11 protein-coding genes are annotated in these 16,236 nt (G+C 42.9%); 7 read left to right on the forward strand and 4 right to left on the reverse strand.

Annotated elements, in window-relative coordinates:
* Positions 1-355 precede the first annotated feature (355 nt).
* Positions 356-682 carry a pyrimidine/purine nucleoside phosphorylase gene (locus tag H4I94_RS03310; protein ID WP_131274485.1) on the reverse strand — a complete coding sequence of 109 codons (327 nt, stop codon included), beginning with the start codon at positions 680-682 and terminating at the stop codon, positions 356-358.
* A 476-nt stretch (positions 683-1,158) separates the two neighbouring features.
* Between H4I94_RS03310 and H4I94_RS03315 the strand changes: the two genes are divergently transcribed.
* Positions 1,159-1,734 (forward strand): DedA family protein, encoded by a 576-nt coding sequence (locus H4I94_RS03315; protein ID WP_261181463.1) that lies wholly within the window; start codon positions 1,159-1,161, stop codon positions 1,732-1,734.
* 47 nt (positions 1,735-1,781) lie between these two features.
* On the opposite strand, the gene coq7 is transcribed toward H4I94_RS03315, so the two are convergent.
* Together coq7 and H4I94_RS03325 are read right to left on the reverse strand one after the other, a co-directional pair.
* On the reverse strand, positions 1,782-2,417 hold the full coding sequence (gene coq7 / locus H4I94_RS03320; protein ID WP_092818263.1) for a 2-polyprenyl-3-methyl-6-methoxy-1,4-benzoquinone monooxygenase: 636 nt from the start codon (positions 2,415-2,417) through the stop codon (positions 1,782-1,784).
* A 4-nt stretch (positions 2,418-2,421) separates the two neighbouring features.
* On the reverse strand, positions 2,422-3,744 hold the full coding sequence (locus H4I94_RS03325; protein WP_261181464.1) for an MFS transporter: 1,323 nt from the start codon (positions 3,742-3,744) through the stop codon (positions 2,422-2,424).
* A 177-nt stretch (positions 3,745-3,921) separates the two neighbouring features.
* Between H4I94_RS03325 and H4I94_RS03330 the strand changes: the two genes are divergently transcribed.
* From H4I94_RS03330 to H4I94_RS03340, 3 genes are all read left to right on the forward strand, one after another.
* Complete coding sequence (locus H4I94_RS03330) at positions 3,922-6,648, forward strand: autotransporter assembly complex protein TamA (RefSeq protein ID WP_261181465.1); 2,727 nt, start codon at positions 3,922-3,924, stop codon at positions 6,646-6,648.
* Positions 6,649-6,686: 38 nt separating this feature from the next.
* Positions 6,687-11,201 carry a translocation/assembly module TamB domain-containing protein gene (locus tag H4I94_RS03335; protein ID WP_261181466.1) on the forward strand — a complete coding sequence of 1,505 codons (4,515 nt, stop codon included), beginning with the start codon at positions 6,687-6,689 and terminating at the stop codon, positions 11,199-11,201.
* Positions 11,202-11,307: 106 nt separating this feature from the next.
* Positions 11,308-11,745, forward strand: a complete 438-nt coding sequence (locus H4I94_RS03340; protein WP_092818259.1) for an Sbal_3080 family lipoprotein — start codon at positions 11,308-11,310, stop codon at positions 11,743-11,745.
* Positions 11,746-11,841: 96 nt separating this feature from the next.
* On the opposite strand, the gene H4I94_RS03345 is transcribed toward H4I94_RS03340, so the two are convergent.
* The gene (locus H4I94_RS03345; protein ID WP_092818258.1) at positions 11,842-12,051 is read right to left on the reverse strand and encodes a cold-shock protein; all 210 of its coding nucleotides are present in this window, start codon (positions 12,049-12,051) and stop codon (positions 11,842-11,844) included.
* Between the two features lie 463 nt (positions 12,052-12,514).
* On the opposite strand from H4I94_RS03345, the gene H4I94_RS03350 reads away from it, so the two are divergent.
* The 3 genes from H4I94_RS03350 (at position 12,515) to H4I94_RS03360 (ending at position 16,225) form a co-directional block, all read left to right on the forward strand.
* Positions 12,515-12,874: a hypothetical protein gene (locus H4I94_RS03350; protein ID WP_261181467.1), complete on the forward strand. Its 360-nt coding sequence runs from the start codon at positions 12,515-12,517 to the stop codon at positions 12,872-12,874.
* Positions 12,875-13,018: 144 nt separating this feature from the next.
* Positions 13,019-13,291, forward strand: coding sequence for a hypothetical protein (locus H4I94_RS03355; RefSeq protein WP_131274427.1), 273 nt, complete (start codon positions 13,019-13,021; stop codon positions 13,289-13,291).
* A gap of 294 nt (positions 13,292-13,585) precedes the next feature.
* Complete coding sequence (locus H4I94_RS03360; RefSeq protein ID WP_131274426.1) at positions 13,586-16,225, forward strand: bifunctional aconitate hydratase 2/2-methylisocitrate dehydratase; 2,640 nt, start codon at positions 13,586-13,588, stop codon at positions 16,223-16,225.
* Positions 16,226-16,236: the final 11 nt, after the last annotated feature.

A 16,236-nucleotide genomic window follows, 5' to 3' on the forward strand; every position in this document is an offset into this window, starting at 1 on the left:
CAAATCTGTAATATTTAGCCAATAAAATCGGCTAAAAAACGCTCAATTTCGGAATTTTTCCAATGTCCTCAGCCCTTCCAGGGCGAAAAATATCCCCAATTTCTGCGGATAAACCTGGGACAGTTTTTAATCGGCTTTGTACGCATATGCTCACAACAATTACGGTCCTTTGCGCCTATACGACCTGGCTGCAATTTCCTATGATGGATTCATCAGGAACAGGAAGTTCCACACAATAATAAGAATAACGATACGCACAAGGACTGTAAGGTACGACAGGAGTTATACCGAGCGAACCCATACGAAAAAGCCCGACAGGATGTCGGGCTTTTTTATGGTTGATTCATGGCCAAATTTAACGATCTTCCAGATGGCAAACATAATCAATAATGTCATCCGTGATAATTTTAAATTGGGTTTTTTTAGGCACATAAAAAGATTCACCCGCATAATAGGTTTGGCTCTGTTGATTGTTGCCAATCTGAACTAAGCACTTGCCTGAAACTATTTCTATGCGTTCAGCAACCAGCGTTTCAAAAACCAGAGGGTGTTCTGTGGGAAGAATCACACCTAAGGTCTTTTGGGTTCCATCTTTCAACTCAATCACATGACTGATAGAACAACCATCAAAATGGATGTTAGATTTTTTTTTGACAGAGACAAAATTGAACTGGGTAGACATACCTTGCTCCTTAAATTATTTTTGTTGTTGGTTTTTTTGTTATTTGTGCAGCTTGTATTTATTTTTATAAAGTATACGGATGAATTTTTTTATATGTTTTGGTCATCGTATTGTATAAATTTTACAAAAATAAAAGCTTTAAATGGCGCTATAAAAGCCTGTTTATCCCACTTAGATTTTAGACACGCGCTGTAAGTTAAAACTTACAAGAAAACAGGTCTATTGGGGATATTTTTAGATTCATTTTTTTTGGGTGAAAAAGCTTTTTAAAAACAGTTTATTAAAGATAAATAAGATCTATAAGTAATGTCATGCCCATGACTAAGCTACAAGCAACATATCTTGATGAGATCGATCAAGAAATCACTTTATTTTACTGATGAAATATAAATGCCTAATAAAGCAACCAGACTGATCTTTGTAATGAAGAGTGATCTGGCGATGATAGTAAAATTGTTATCAGGCACATTAAAAAAATGAACTGGGCTGATCTGCTGCAACATTATGGTTATCTCGCCATTTTTATTGGCACCCTATTTGAAGGTGAAACCGTCCTGATACTCGGTGCCTATGCGGTGCATCAGCATATTTTCCATTTTTGGCTGCTTATAATGGTCGCGATGGCGGGTAGTTTTGTTGGCGATCAATTTTACTATCAGATTGGTGCGCGTTATGGCCAGAAAATCATACAAAGCAAGCCGCAACTGGGGCAAAAATTTGCTCAGGCCAGCAGTGTCATCGACAATTATCCCGTGCTGACTATTTTATTGATGCGATTCGCGTGGGGACTTAGAACCATTTTACCCATCTCTATTGGAATTAAAGCTTATCCGCTAGGGAAATATATCCTAGTTAACCTGCTGGCCTGTTTTATCTGGGATTTTGTTGTTGTGAGTGTAGGTTTGCAGATCAGTCACTGGTTACATGCATTTTGGGCAAAAATACTGCCTTATCATCAGGATATTTATATTGTGCTGGCTGTGGTGGGCTGTATTTTACTGGCGCGGATGATTTATACGTTGCTCATTCAGCATAAACATTCAATTAAATAGGCATAAAAAAGCCCACATTCAAGTGAGCTCAATCATGCCAAAACAGATTAAATATAATAACTGGTCTTGGTCATCAGTTTGGAAATGGCTGTCATGGTAATCCGGACCGGTACTGGCAAATCTACACCGCCAGCATTCAATGCCGTATCTCTGTGGTGCAGTTCATCTTCATTCATTTGCACCAGTATTTTACGTGAACGTTCATCCTGTTCAGGCAACTGGCTGATGTGATGCTGTAAATGCAAGCTGACCTGACGTTCGGTTTCTGCCACAAAACCCAGGCTGTATTTGTCACCGGCAATACCGGCAATTGCACCCATGCCAAAAGACAGACCATACCAAACCGGATTGAGCAAACTGGTATGGCTATCCAGTTCTTTTAAACGGTCTTCACACCAGGCCAGATGATCCTGTTCTTCAATTGCTGCCTGTTCCATTTCACGGCGTACATTGGGAAGTTTTGCAGTGAGTGCCTGACCATGATAAAGCGCCTGGGCACACACTTCACCACTATGATTGACTCGCATTAAACCTGCGACATGGCGTGCTTCGCTAACCCCTAATTTGGTTTCTGCATCATGGCCTGGATTTTCACGATGTGCAGAGGTTGTTCCGGGAACCAGACTGCGTAGCGCCTGGTCAAACGAATGAATAAATTTGTCGATACCGGTATATTGGCGCATAAAATTAATCCTCTAAAGCATCTTGTTGCTGTGCAGCAAGCATGGGCTTGAGCTTGAACAGGAGCCATGTAGTGAAAATGGCGCTTAGAATCGCTGTGATACTAAAAAGTATTTTAATATCAATCTTAAATATACTTAAGATGATAATGGAGAATATTGCAGAGGATACCATGAATACGGCATTGAGAATGTTGTTTGCAGCAACCACCCGGGCACGGTGTGATTGTGGCGAAAAGGCCTGCATCATGGCATAAAGCGGTACGATATAAAAACCGCCACTGATGCCGAGCAATGTCACAGCAAGCATGACATGATAATAACTCCAGCCTTGGGTAAAGACATCTTTTAAGCCGAGCATCTCGCCTGTACGTTCAGGAACAAAAGCCAAACTTGCTGCCAGATAAAAAGCAAACACAGTCAGGCCAATTGCCCCAATGGGAACCATCTTCAAATTGATTTCCGTACCGCCAATTCTGCGGCACAATAACGAACCCACGCCAATCCCGACAGAAAAGAAGGTTAATAGCAGGCTGACCACATTTTCAGAGGCATGCAGGTTTTGTTGAGTCAGCTGCGGAATCTGGGTGAGATAGGTCGCGCCATAAAACCAGTACCAGGAATTGCCCAATAAAATCAGAAACACCACCGGTAAACTTTTGGCATAGCCCAGGGTCTGAAAACTGGTTCTAAAAAAGTTCCAGTCTATCTGGACATCGGGTGCAGTCACTTTTTGCTTTAATACAAAACGGCTGGAGAGATAACCTAAAACGGCAATGGTTACGATGGTGAGGCTAATCCAGATCAGATTACCGTCAGATGCGGAAATGACTGCACCGCCTAAAATCATCCCGACCAAAATAGCAATCGAGGTTCCCGACTGAAATAAGGCATTGCCCGACATCAGTTCATTGGGCTTTAAAATCTCCGGCAAAATGGCATATTTGATTGGACCGAAGAAGGTCGAGTGAGTGCCCATTAAAAATAAAGCCACCAATAACAGCCACAAATGTCCCAGTAGAAAGCCCGCAGAGCCAATCAGCATAATCACGATTTCAAGAATCTTGATGCCCCGTACCAGTTGTGAGCGTTCGTATTTATCGGCAATCTGTCCCGCTGTGGCAGAGAAAATGAAATAGGGTAAAATAAACAACAAGGCTGCGAGGTTATTCAGGGTACTGACACTGGCCGCTTGCTGATTGATCCAACCATAGGTAATGACCAGTAACAAGGCTTGTTTATAGACGTTGTCATTCAGGGCCCCGAAAAATTGAGTAACAAACATCGGTAAAAATCGACGTGTGCCTAAGAGATGTTCATTTTTTTCCATGGTTTCTGGGCTTCATTAAGTTTTATTAAGAAATGTGAGCATTTGGTAAAACACAATAAAAATCATGTATGATGTTTTCAACCTATACTTTTGGGAAAATTCCAATAGATTTGAGTTTGTTAGCAAGCTTTCATCGGACGTTTCCATTACAAATATTATATGAGTTTAGAGTTTTTTATGCTTTCAAAACCGAATTTTAAAAAGTCGGCACTTACTTTAAGTGTCAATTCCATTTTACAGTGGAACAATGAGCATAAACGATTCGGACTCAGTCTGGTATTCATGTTACTGGCTCAGCACAGTTTTGCACAAGTCAATCAGCCAAATCCTCCTCTCACTGAAGCAGAATTTCAGCAACAGCTCAAGAATGAAGCTGTTCAGCAGGGTATGAGCAGCAGTGCAGAACTGGAAAAACTGGAAAACCTTCAACAAAACCCGCCTGAACCTGACAGCCTGCAAATGCTGGAGCAGCAAGAGCAGGCAACACAGCCGCTGGAAGAATTCAAGCCGATTGAATTTGAGGATCTGGAAGAGCTGCCGATTACTCCTGTCAGTGCAGAAATGGCAAATGAAATTTTTCGGGTGGCTGAAGAGGCGAAACAGGAAGCTCAGCAATACCGTGCAGGTCAGGGCACCGAAGCGGTGGTTTCAGATGCCACGCAACAGGAACTGGTTGAAATCAATCAGGCACCGGTAAATATTGATCAGCTGATGTCGAATATTCAGGCCGATAGCCAGATTGTGGTTGAAGCCAATGCAGCCGGTAAAACCTTGCCTGAACTGGCACCCACTGATGAAATTGAAGAACCGAATTTCTTTAAACGCTGGTTGTATAAAATACGTCCGCCGCGACAACTCAACACCGCCAAGCTGGATCGTATCAGTGCCGATGTGATTATTGTTCCTACACCCAATAGTAGCGATGTGTCCGCCAAAGCTTATGCGCAGGCTATGGAAAATCTGAAAGAAAATATCAGGGCCAAACTTTCCAGCTTTACCCGGGAATCCTTCAGTGATTTTCCTTCAGCATTGCCGCAGCTGAGAACGCTGTCGAATCAGGCTGCACAAGCAGTCGGCTTTTACAATGCCGAATTTAAATTCGAGAAACTCAGTGAGAGTCGTGTCCGGGTCAGAGTGACGGCAAATGCACCGGTACAAATTAAAGCACAGAATATTGAATTTAGCGGTGCAGGACAAAATCAGCCCCAGTTTCAGGTGATTAGGCTTTTGCCCGATCAGGATGTAGGTGATATTTTCAATCATGGTCTATATGAAGAAACCAAAACCCGCATTGGCGATGCTGCCACCAATAATGGTTACTTTGACAGCTATTGGCGCCTGCATGATGTCAAAGTAGCCCAGCCGCAAAATACGGCCGATGTGAACCTGCGCTATGAAACGGGAGACCGCTACAAGTTAGGTCCAGTTGAATTCCGCATGAGTGATCCGTCACAGCCATTTCCGATTGACATGGATGTTCTGCAAAGCATGGTTTCCTGGGAAGATGGTGCCGATTATACCTTTTGGCGTGTCAATGGCTTAGCCAATAACCTCACCAACTCGCGTTATTTTAATTACACCTTGGTGGATGCAATACGGCCAGATCCAGTTGAAAAACCGCTGGAACTGCCACCCGATATTCAGGCTCTGGTCGATCAGCAGAAAATCTCTGAAAGTGAAGCTGCGGTTCAGGATAAAAAACAGGTCGCTTCTGCCAGAGAAGTGACCCAATCTGTAGCCGATGAAACCCAGTTTGCGGGTAGAGATGAAACTGAAGGTGACGAGAATCTGCGTCAAATGCGTGCAGAGCAGGAAACCAAACAATCTGAAGAAGAACGTTTAAAAGTTCAGGCACGTGAAGAGAAAAAGATTCCGGTAATCGTGACCTTGAATGCGGACCGTTTAAATAGTGCAGAACTGGGGGCGGGTTATGGTTCCGATACCGGAGCACGATTGCGTGCTCAGTACCGCCGTGCCATAGTCAACCGTCGTGGGCATTCTTTTGATGCCAACATGGAAATTTCGCAAATTCGCCAGTCTATAGACGGACGTTATAATATTCCCTATCACCATCCTATCAATGACTATATCAGTATCGTGGGTGGTTATGAACGTGAAGAACGTGATGACGTGGCACAGGGCAATGGCTTGATGATTGAATCTGCTGTGGCAGGTGCTGACAGAATTATTAAAAGACCGCGTGGTAGCTGGCAACATACTTTTGGTCTTCGCTATCGTTTGGACCAGATTTCCCAGCAAGGAACCATTAATGCCAATGAAATTCCGGATGCATTTATTGCCAATGCCAATGACCAGCAGCAATCCTTATTGTTGGGTTATGAAGCATCACTGACCACGAGTGATAAACGCGTAAACCCGGGTAAGGGCTTTAAACAGACCTATAAAGTGGAACTTGGCAGCGAGTCATTATTGTCCGATGCCGATATGGCCATTCTCAACGCAGGCTGGCGTTTTATTTATTCATTGGGTGAAAATGATAGTCACCAGTTTGTCGGGCGTGGCGATTTAGGTTATATCTTGACCCAGGATTTTAGCAAGGTGCCATATAACCTGCGTTATTTTACCGGGGGTGACCAGACAGTACGCGGTTTTGACTATAAAAGTCTATCGCCGGAAGAAAATGGATTTAAAATCGGTGGTCAGGCCCTGGCTGTGGGATCACTTGAATATAACTATCAATTTAAAGAAGGCTGGCGTGCAGCCATTTTTAGTGATGTCGGCAATGCTTACGATAAAGATTTTAATACGCCAACTGCCTACAGTGTGGGCTTGGGGCTGCGTTGGGCATCGCCAATTGGCCCTATCCGTATAGATGTGGCTTCAGGTATTTCTGATGACAATCATCCAATACGTCTGCATTTCTTTATTGGTTCACAATTATAAATGCTGGTTTTTATAAATTTTAGTTTTTAGAGAGTATTATGGCTGAAGTAGAACAGCAACCGGAAACGGAAACACCTAGACCGAAAAAGCGTCGTATTTTAAGGAGTGTACTGTTTACGCTGCTTATCGTGTTTGTGTTGCTGATTGCTTCTTTCGCCGTCATGTTTAGTACCGATAAAGGCAGCAAATTCCTGCTGAACCGTGTTTTAGAGCGTCAGCAGATTATTCATTATGAATATGAAGGCGGTAATCTGCTCAGTGGCATCATCTTAAAAAATATTTTAGTCACGCTCAAACCTGTCGACGTTAAAATTGACCGCGCAGATGTCACCCTGGGCTGGCGTGCCATCCTGAAAAAAGAAATTCATCTGAATCGTGCCGATGTGCGCAATCTGCAAATTATCAGCAAACATCCACCGAGTGATAAACCATTTAAATTTAATGAAATCCGTTTGCCCTTTGTTTTGCGTTTAGATACGGCAGATGTCGATCATCTGTTGATTAAAACTGCTAGTTCCAGTGTAAAGTTCCACGATATCCACCTGAATAATGCGCTATGGTCCGGTACCGAATTGAAGTTTGAAGATTCCCGGATGGATATGGGCTATCTTTCGGTCAAAAATGCCAGCGGAAACATGAAATTTGAAGGGAAATATCCTTTAGATGCCGTAGGGGATCTGAACATACCTGCACTGCATAAAAGCCTGAATATTCATGATATCAAGGTGGTGGCAACAGGTTCCTTAGATACGATTCAGGCAGGCGTGGCGACCAATACCCCAGATTTATTGACCGGTTGGGTGGTGCTGCATCCGGTACGTAAACATGTGCCGATGTTTGGCGAGTTAAAGTTTAAAAATTACCATTGGCCTTTGCTGACGGAACAAAAACTGTATACCAAGAAAGGCGTGGCTAAATTTAATGGGGGCATTAAGCGTTTAAATATCGACGCGATTACGGACTTAAGTGGCAAGAACATTCCGCAAGGCCAATATAACGGCAGCATGCATACCGACCTGGTGCATCAGCTCGACATTAGCAATATAAATGGCCAGCTGATGAATGGGGCGGTGAATGTTGCAGGTGTGGTAAGCTGGAAAGACCGTGTCACCTGGGATATGAATGGCCGTGTCGATAAAATTAATCCCAAAGACAAATTGATTCCGCAAATCATCCAGGATTTCTTTCCGCCTAGTCTGGATGCCAAAATTGCCTCTAAAGGCCGTCTGGAAAATGGCCTGCATTTAACCGCACTGGTTGATTTTGACCGTTATGAAACCTGGAACTTAAAGCTCGATCAGGACGAGCAAAAAGATAAAAAACCCAATCCGATGCTGCTGAATGTGGCTTGGCAAAATATTGATCGCGCCGTGCCTTATGTGGGCTGGTTAAGCAGTAAATCGGGCGACGCAAAATTGGCGCTGGTTGAAGGCAGGCAGAATATTCATGTTGCCACTGCGGTGAGCAAAAATGATAAGGGCTGGTTGCCTGAAGGCTTGTATACCGCACAGCTCAATTTCAAAAATAATGATTTAAATATCCCGACTTTTAGTTATGTGGCGGGTAAAGGCAGTTTAAGCGGCAGTGCCAAAGTAGATTTGCCGACCAAAAAACGTCAATTGAAATGGAATGCCATTCTCAATGCCAAAGATTTTAATCCGCAAACGGTTGCAGCGGCTGCACCGGTGAATCTGCTCAATGGGCAGGTCAAAGCCAATGGTTTTGCCAAACCGAATCAGCAGATTATCCATCTGAACGGAATTAATTTAACCGGGCGTCTGGCGCAGCAAAATAATAACGAAACGGTACGTTTAACCGGACGTAGTACGGTCGCGATTCTGTTTAAGGATCAGAAGGCAGGTGGCGCATTTAAAAGTTTTGCCGTCAATTATGATGGTGCACTCAATGCCAGTCAGATTCCGGCCAGCGAAGGCATGCTCAAGTTCAAAATCTCCGGTACGCCCGAACTTGTTAAAGTCGATGAATTGAAACATTCAGGTATTGCTGGGAAAATTTATGCCAGTGGTCTGCTCCATCTTAAAAATGGTTTGGGCTGGAATATCAATGCATCCCTGGTACGTTTTAAACCGCATTATTTTGTCTCGTCTGTGCGCGGTGAATTGTCCGGTAATGTGAAAACTGAAGGGGTTTGGTCGGACAGCTTAAAACGTATTAATATCCAGAAACTGAATATCGCCGGTATTATCAACAATAAACCTGTTCGCGGAACAGGAAATTTGGCAATGGTGATTAATTCAAATCAAAAAGGCTTTTTGCCACAACAGTTTGAAGCCAATAACTTATATCTTTCTTACGCAAAAAATCAGGTTCAGGCCACAGGCAATGCACAGAACTTAAGACTGAAAATCAATGCACCGGCCTTGTATGAAATTTACAGCGGTCTGCGTGGTCGTGCCTATGGCTATTTGAATGTGCAATCCCAGCCACGCTTGCAGGCGACGGCCAATCTGGCCGTTGATGATTTTGGGTTTAACCAGTTATTCAGTGTTAAAAAGTTACGGATACAAGGTGAATTGCCGACTTCAGAGCTCACCCCGACGTTGATGACTGCGAAAATGGATAACTTACGTAGCGGTGCGCGTGAGATTCAGCATGGTGAAATTTCACTGGCGGGCACACGTAAAGCCCACATTCTGAAAATACAGGCGCAAAACCGGATTTCCAAATTCTATGTGCAATTGGCTGGTGGTTTTAATGCGAAAAATGACTGGCTGGGGCAAATCCAGAACGGTGATTTTGATTCTTTACGTGCACGTTTGGTCCAACGTCAAAATGCTTCTGTGATTTATAGTTCTGCCAAAAGCGAATTGTTTGTCGGTGCACATTGCTGGTCGAGTCAGCAAAGCCAGTTGTGTTTTGACCAACCGATTCGGGTCAGTAAAACCAGAGGTAATGTTTCATTCATTACCCAAAATGTCGATTTAAATGATTTTGCTGCCTTTATGCCGGAAGGTCTGGAAATTACCGGTAAGGTTAATGGCTATGCCAAAGCCGCCTGGGTAAAAGGCGCTAAACCAAAAATTGATGCACGACTGGTGACACGTAGTGGCGTGATCGGGCTGGCAGCTGAAGATCCCCAAGATGTGGGTTCTACACTGAAGTATAATGAAATTGCAGTGGTGGCAAAAAGTGTCGCTGAGGGTTTACAGCTTCGTTTAGATGTAAAAACCCCTGAAATCGGTACCGGTTATGCCAATGTCATTATAGATCCTTATACAAAAAGTATGCCGATGCGCGGTGAGATCGCCTTCGATCAGGTACAACTGAAAGTCTTTAAGCCTTTTATTCAAGATGTTCGTTCAATGGCTGGCAACCTGTCTTTTGCCGGAAAGATTGGAGGTACCTTAACGCAGCCTTTATTTAATGGTGAAATGCGCCTGAAAGATGGTGCCATCAGCATGATTTCCTTGCCGGTGAATTTAACCAATATTCAGGTCTATTCTTCCATTCGCCAGGATCATGCCACCATTAACGGGGCATTTAACAGTGGTCAAGGTGCAGGCGCATTAACCGGCAGTGTAAACTGGAAAGATGATCCCCGCATTCAGTTGCATTTAAAAGGTGAAAACCTGCTTATGCGTCAGGCGCCGTTAATCACCGCTGTGGTTACTCCGGATTTGTCTTTAGATGTGCTGCCGTTTAAGAAGAAATTAAGCTTAAGCGGTAAGGTGGATGTGCCACGTGCCTTAATCTCGATGCCTGAAGCTTCTGCACCGGTAATCAATGTCTCTTCAGATGTACGAATCGTGCGTGAAGGACAAGATCAGCTGGCCATATTAAGAGCAGCCCGACCTTGGGATATCCGTGCCGATGTTATGGTTAACTTAGGTAATCAGGTGATTTTCCAGGGCTTTGATAGCCGTATTCCACTGGCAGGGCGTTTGTATCTGTCACAACGTGGACTTGAAACCGCTATGCGTGCCAATGGTGCAATAGGGGTCAGCCAACGGGTAAAAATTGAAGCGTATGGGCAAAGCCTGGATTTGAATCGTGCGATTGCACGTTTTAACGGTCCTTTATATAACCCGACTTTGGATATCGATGCCAATAAGACCGTACAGGGCAGCCTGGTTGGGGTGCGCGTAACAGGTACTGCAACCAGTCCGAATATTCAGGTCTATAACGATGCCGGATTGTCTGAACAGGAAGCCTTAAATGCCATTATTACCGGCCGTATTAATGAGGGGGCTAGTGGTATCAGTCAGGAGGCGGGCTTTAGGTCCGATGTCAACAATACCATTGCGGCTGCCGGAATCAGTATGGGCTTAGGTGGTACACGTGCTCTCACCAACCAGATTGGACGTACTTTTGGTCTGAGCGGTCTGGCGCTGGATGCACAGGGAACGGGAGATGATACTCAGGTCAGCGTGACAGGCTATATTACGCCGGACCTGTTTATCCGTTATGGTGTAGGGGTATTTACACCGGTCAACAAATTGACCCTGCGTTATCAAATGAACAAGCGTTTATATCTGGAAGCGAGCCAATCGCTGGAACGTGCGATCGACGTGTTCTATAACTGGCGTTTCTAAATTTAGCGTTGTGATCTTCTTTTCATCATTAACCGCCTTCGGGCGGTTTTTTATGATATAAAATATTGTTTTTACTGTTTTATTATTAATTATAAGAAGGGTTAGAATGAAAAAATTATTGATTGTGGGAATGGTGGCGAGTGGCTTGACCGGTTGTACGGCTATTCAGGTGAATAACAGCACTGGATTTCATCCGGAGTCGATTAAGCAGGTATGTATTGTTCATAATCCAAAAGTCATCATTAATAATTTTGATCAATTGGTTGTGAAGAGTTTTGCACGCTACAACATTCAGGCACAAACCTACAAAGAAACCGATAATTTAAGTTTCTGTCAGACTACACTGCATTATACGGCTTTAAGAGCATGGGATCTTGCGCCATATATGGTGTCTGCACGGTTTAACTTGATTCAGAATGGCCGCCAGGTGTCTGAAGCATCCTTCAGATTAAAAGGCAATGGGGGATTTGCATTAAATAAATGGCGGAGTACCGAAACTAAAATTAATGAACTGGTAGATCAATTGTTAAATAAAACGCCATGATGTAGCGCATAAGCGTTTTATAGAGCACAAAAAAAGCGAGAGTTTGACTCTCGCTTCTTAAAATCATGCTCGCAGCAGGCAAGCGTGATTTTAAAATTATAGTGCTACGATGTTTACAGCATTCGGGCCTTTTTGACCTTGAGCGATGCTGAATTCAACTTGTTGGCCTTCAGCTAAAGTTTTGAAGCCAGAACCTGTGATTTCGCTGAAATGAGCGAAAACGTCCGGGCCATTTTCTTGTTGAATAAAACCGAAACCTTTAGTTTCGTTAAACCATTTAACAGTGCCTTTTACAGTGTTAGACATAATACAATCCTATAAAAATGTTTTTAGCTTTTAGCTTATTGAAAAGCCAGATAATTTAACTTGAAAAGAAGAATGGAACTTTAAATCTGAAAAACGAAGGATTATGACTAAAACTGCGAAATACAAGAAGATTTACCAGAACAAACTATTTTTCTAGTTATCCTTAAGCATACAGCTATGTTTGAGCTTATGCAAATGAATAGACTACCTATCGCTGTTTTTTTATAACTGAAATTTGTAACTGACTGATTATTTGAAATGGAGTGCATCATTTAAAGCGGGTGAGTTAAAACATATGCAGGTTCCATTCCACGTATTTATTGAATACCTTAACCTAAAATAGGGTTTATCTTATTTGTATCATTCATCTTATTTCGCTCATGATGTTTCTGGATATCCGGTTCCCATGATTTCGTATTTTGCCTAACTTTGATTATGATAGGAGGCAACAGGAGAGACATTGATGAAAAAGTTATTCACTTTGATGGCATTGGTTGCTTTGGTGGGCTGTACTGAAAAGAAGCCATTAACACCTGAAGAGCAGTGGAAAGGCTATTGTACGAGTATGGGTAATGCGGCAAACAATATTATGTATGACCGTCAAAATACCATTACCAAAGAGGCAGCTATAGAACACGCCAACAAGATTGAAGATCAAATCACCAAAACCTTTATTCTGGATATTATTGAACAGGTTTATGCATTTCCATTGCAGGAAATCACTCAAGATCCGGAAGCCAGCCGTAATCAATTCAAGCAGAAAATTACCGAAAAATGTATCGCCACGCCGCATGACAAGATGCCAAATTACAAACCGTTCTAATGAACGGTTTTTTTATATCTATCTATAAAATAGCCTAAGCAAAATTAAAAAATAAATTGTGACATTTGCTTAAGTAAAAATATAGAAAAGCTTATCTTGTTATTGAATAATGAGATAAAGAATTATAACGACTGGAGTAGAAATATGGATGTGATTGGCTACTTGCATCATGAAGATTTGCTCTTGGAAGATGAGCATGGTGTAGCGATTATTGGTGGGGCAAATTATGTCCTGAGTGTGGGAGATAAAGTGTTTCTGCGCAAAAAATTGGCAGATCAGCATTATCCACGCTATCTGGTTGATATTTCATTTGCCAGTAATCAGTATCAGGGCTTATTTGAAGATGAATGTGCCGTTAAATTTACCGGGAATCGCGCGGAATTAGCTCAATATTTAACAGCAACCACTGTCCACTAAGGTTGAATATTTTTATAAAAGCAAAAAAGGCAACATAGGGTTGTCTTTTTTATGTTTAATGTTCCATTAAAAGTGAATTTTCATCATTAAAAAGCTTTAAAAGTGAAGGATTTGCTTATTGTGTAATCGATATGCGCATCATTTAGCTACAAAATAATGGGCATCACAAAGAAACACTGTACTTGCATTAACTTTTAACTGGAATTTTAGTAAAATTTAGCAGTCCATATTATTTGCGAAGCTTTGAATAAGCTGGAATTCGTAAATAATTTTTTAAAAAAGAGGAATAACACCGTGCTAGAAGCTTACCGCCAACACGTTGCAGAACGTGCTGCACTCGGAGTCCCACCGAAGCCACTTGACGATGCTCAAACAGCTGACTTGGTTGAACTATTAAAAAATCCCCCAGCTGGAGAAGAAGCATTTTTAGTTGACTTGCTTGAAAACCGTGTTCCAGCAGGTGTTGACCAAGCTGCTTATGTTAAAGCTGCTTTCTTGGCTGCCGTGGCAAAAGGTGAAACAACTTCTCCATTAGTTTCTAAAGAACGTGCGGTTTACTTACTAGGTACTATGCTTGGTGGTTATAACGTTGCGCCTTTAGTTGCTTTACTTGATGACGCTGTTCTTGGTGAGCTTGCTGCTGAAGCGCTGAAAAAAACTCTTCTTGTATTTGATGCATTCCACGACGTAGCTGATAAAGCGAAAGCGGGTAACGCAAATGCAAAAGCTGTGCTTCAATCTTGGGCTGATGCTGAATGGTTCACAAGCCGTAAAGATGTTCCAGAAGAAATCAAATTAACAGTATTCAAAGTTACTGGTGAAACCAACACTGATGACTTGTCTCCAGCTCAAGACGCTTGGAGCCGTCCAGACATCCCATTACATGCAAATGCGATGTTGAAAAACGTACGTGACGGTATCAACCCGGAAGTTCCTGGTGAAGTTGGTCCGTTAAACCAAATCAAAGAACTCATCGCGAAAGGCAACCAGGTTGCTTATGTAGGTGACGTTGTTGGTACAGGTTCTTCTCGTAAATCTGCAACTAACTCTGTACTTTGGTTCTTCGGTGATGAAATCGCTCACATCCCGAACAAAAAAGACGGTGGTTACTGCTTAGGTTCTAAGATCGCTCCGATTTTCTTCAACACGATGGAAGATGCTGGTGCATTACCGATCGAGATCGACGTTGCTAACATGAACATGGGCGACGAAATCGTTCTTAACATCGATCATGCCGCTGCAAAAGTGACTGCTTCTAAAAATGGCGAGCAAATCGCTGAAGCTGAACTTAAAACTCCAGTGCTTCTAGACGAAGTGCGTGCTGGTGGCCGTATCAACCTGATCGTTGGTCGTGGTCTAACAGCTAAAGCACGTGAAGCTTTAGGTCTTGCACCTTCAACTTTATTCCGTACTCCGGTTCAACCTGAGAATACTGGTAAAGGCTTCACTCAAGCTCAAAAAATGGTAGGTCGCGCTTGTGGTCTTCCAGAAGGTCAAGGTGTTCGTCCAGGTACTTACTGCGAACCTAAGATGACGACTGTTGGTTCTCAAGATACAACTGGTCCAATGACTCGTGACGAATTGAAAGACTTGGCTTGCCTAGGTTTCTCTGCTGACCTCGTTATGCAATCTTTCTGTCACACAGCTGCGTATCCAAAACCAGTTGACGTACAAATGCAACACACGCTTCCTGATTTCATCATGAACCGTGGCGGTGTGTCTTTACGTCCAGGTGACGGTATTATCCACTCTTGGTTAAACCGTATGCTTCTTCCAGATACAGTTGGTACTGGTGGTGACTCGCATACTCGTTTCCCAATCGGTATTTCATTCCCAGCGGGTTCTGGTCTTGTAGCGTTCGCTGCAGCAACTGGTGTTATGCCACTTGACATGCCTGAGTCTGTACTTGTGAAGTTCAAAGGTAAAATGCAGCCTGGTATCACTTTACGTGACCTTGTACATGCGATTCCTTACTACGCAATTAAAGAAGGTGACTTAACTGTAGAGAAGAAAGGTAAGAAAAACATCTTCTCTGGTCGTATCTTAGAAATCGACTTAACAGAAATGGAAACTGACCTCACTGTAGAGCAAGCGTTCGAACTTTCTGATGCTTCTGCTGAACGTTCTGCTGCTGGCTGTTCAATCACGCTTTCTGAAGAGAAAGTTGCTGAATACCTTCGTTCAAACATCACCATGCTTAAGTGGATGATTTCTGAAGGTTATGGCGATGCGCGTACTATGGCTCGCCGTGTTGAGAACATGGAAAAATGGTTAGCGAACCCATCACTTCTTAAAGCTGATGCTGATGCTGAATACACTAAAGTGTATGAAATTGACCTTGCAGACATCAAAGAACCTATCCTTTGCTGCCCGAACGACCCAGATGACGCTAAACTTCTTTCTGACGTTCAAGGCGTGAAAATTGACGAAGTATTCGTTGGTTCATGTATGACAAACATCGGTCACTTCCGTGCTGCTGGTAAATTACTTGATAAAGTACCTGGTGGTTCATTGTCTACTCGTTTATGGTTGGCTCCTCCAACTCGTATGGACGAGCACCAATTGATGGAAGAAGGTTTCTATAACATTTATGGTAAAGCTGGCGCGCGTACTGAAATGCCAGGCTGTTCATTATGTATGGGTAACCAGGCACGTGTAGCTCCGAACACGACTTGTGTATCGACTTCTACTCGTAACTTCCCGAACCGTTTAGGTCAAGGCGCTAACGTTTACTTGGCTTCTGCTGAACTTGCATCTGTTGCTGCTGTACTTGGTAAATTACCAACTCCAGAAGAATACCAACAATATGCAGCTCAAATCGACAGCATGTCTGCTGACATCTACCAATACTTGAACTTCGACAAGATGGGCGAGTATACAGATGCTGCTAAAGACATCGATACCAAGAAAATTGCTGCTGCTCAATTGTCTTAATTGATTGAAAA

This window comes from Acinetobacter sp. T_3_1 (genome assembly GCF_025377055.1).
Lineage (GTDB): Bacteria > Pseudomonadota > Gammaproteobacteria > Pseudomonadales > Moraxellaceae > Acinetobacter > Acinetobacter kookii.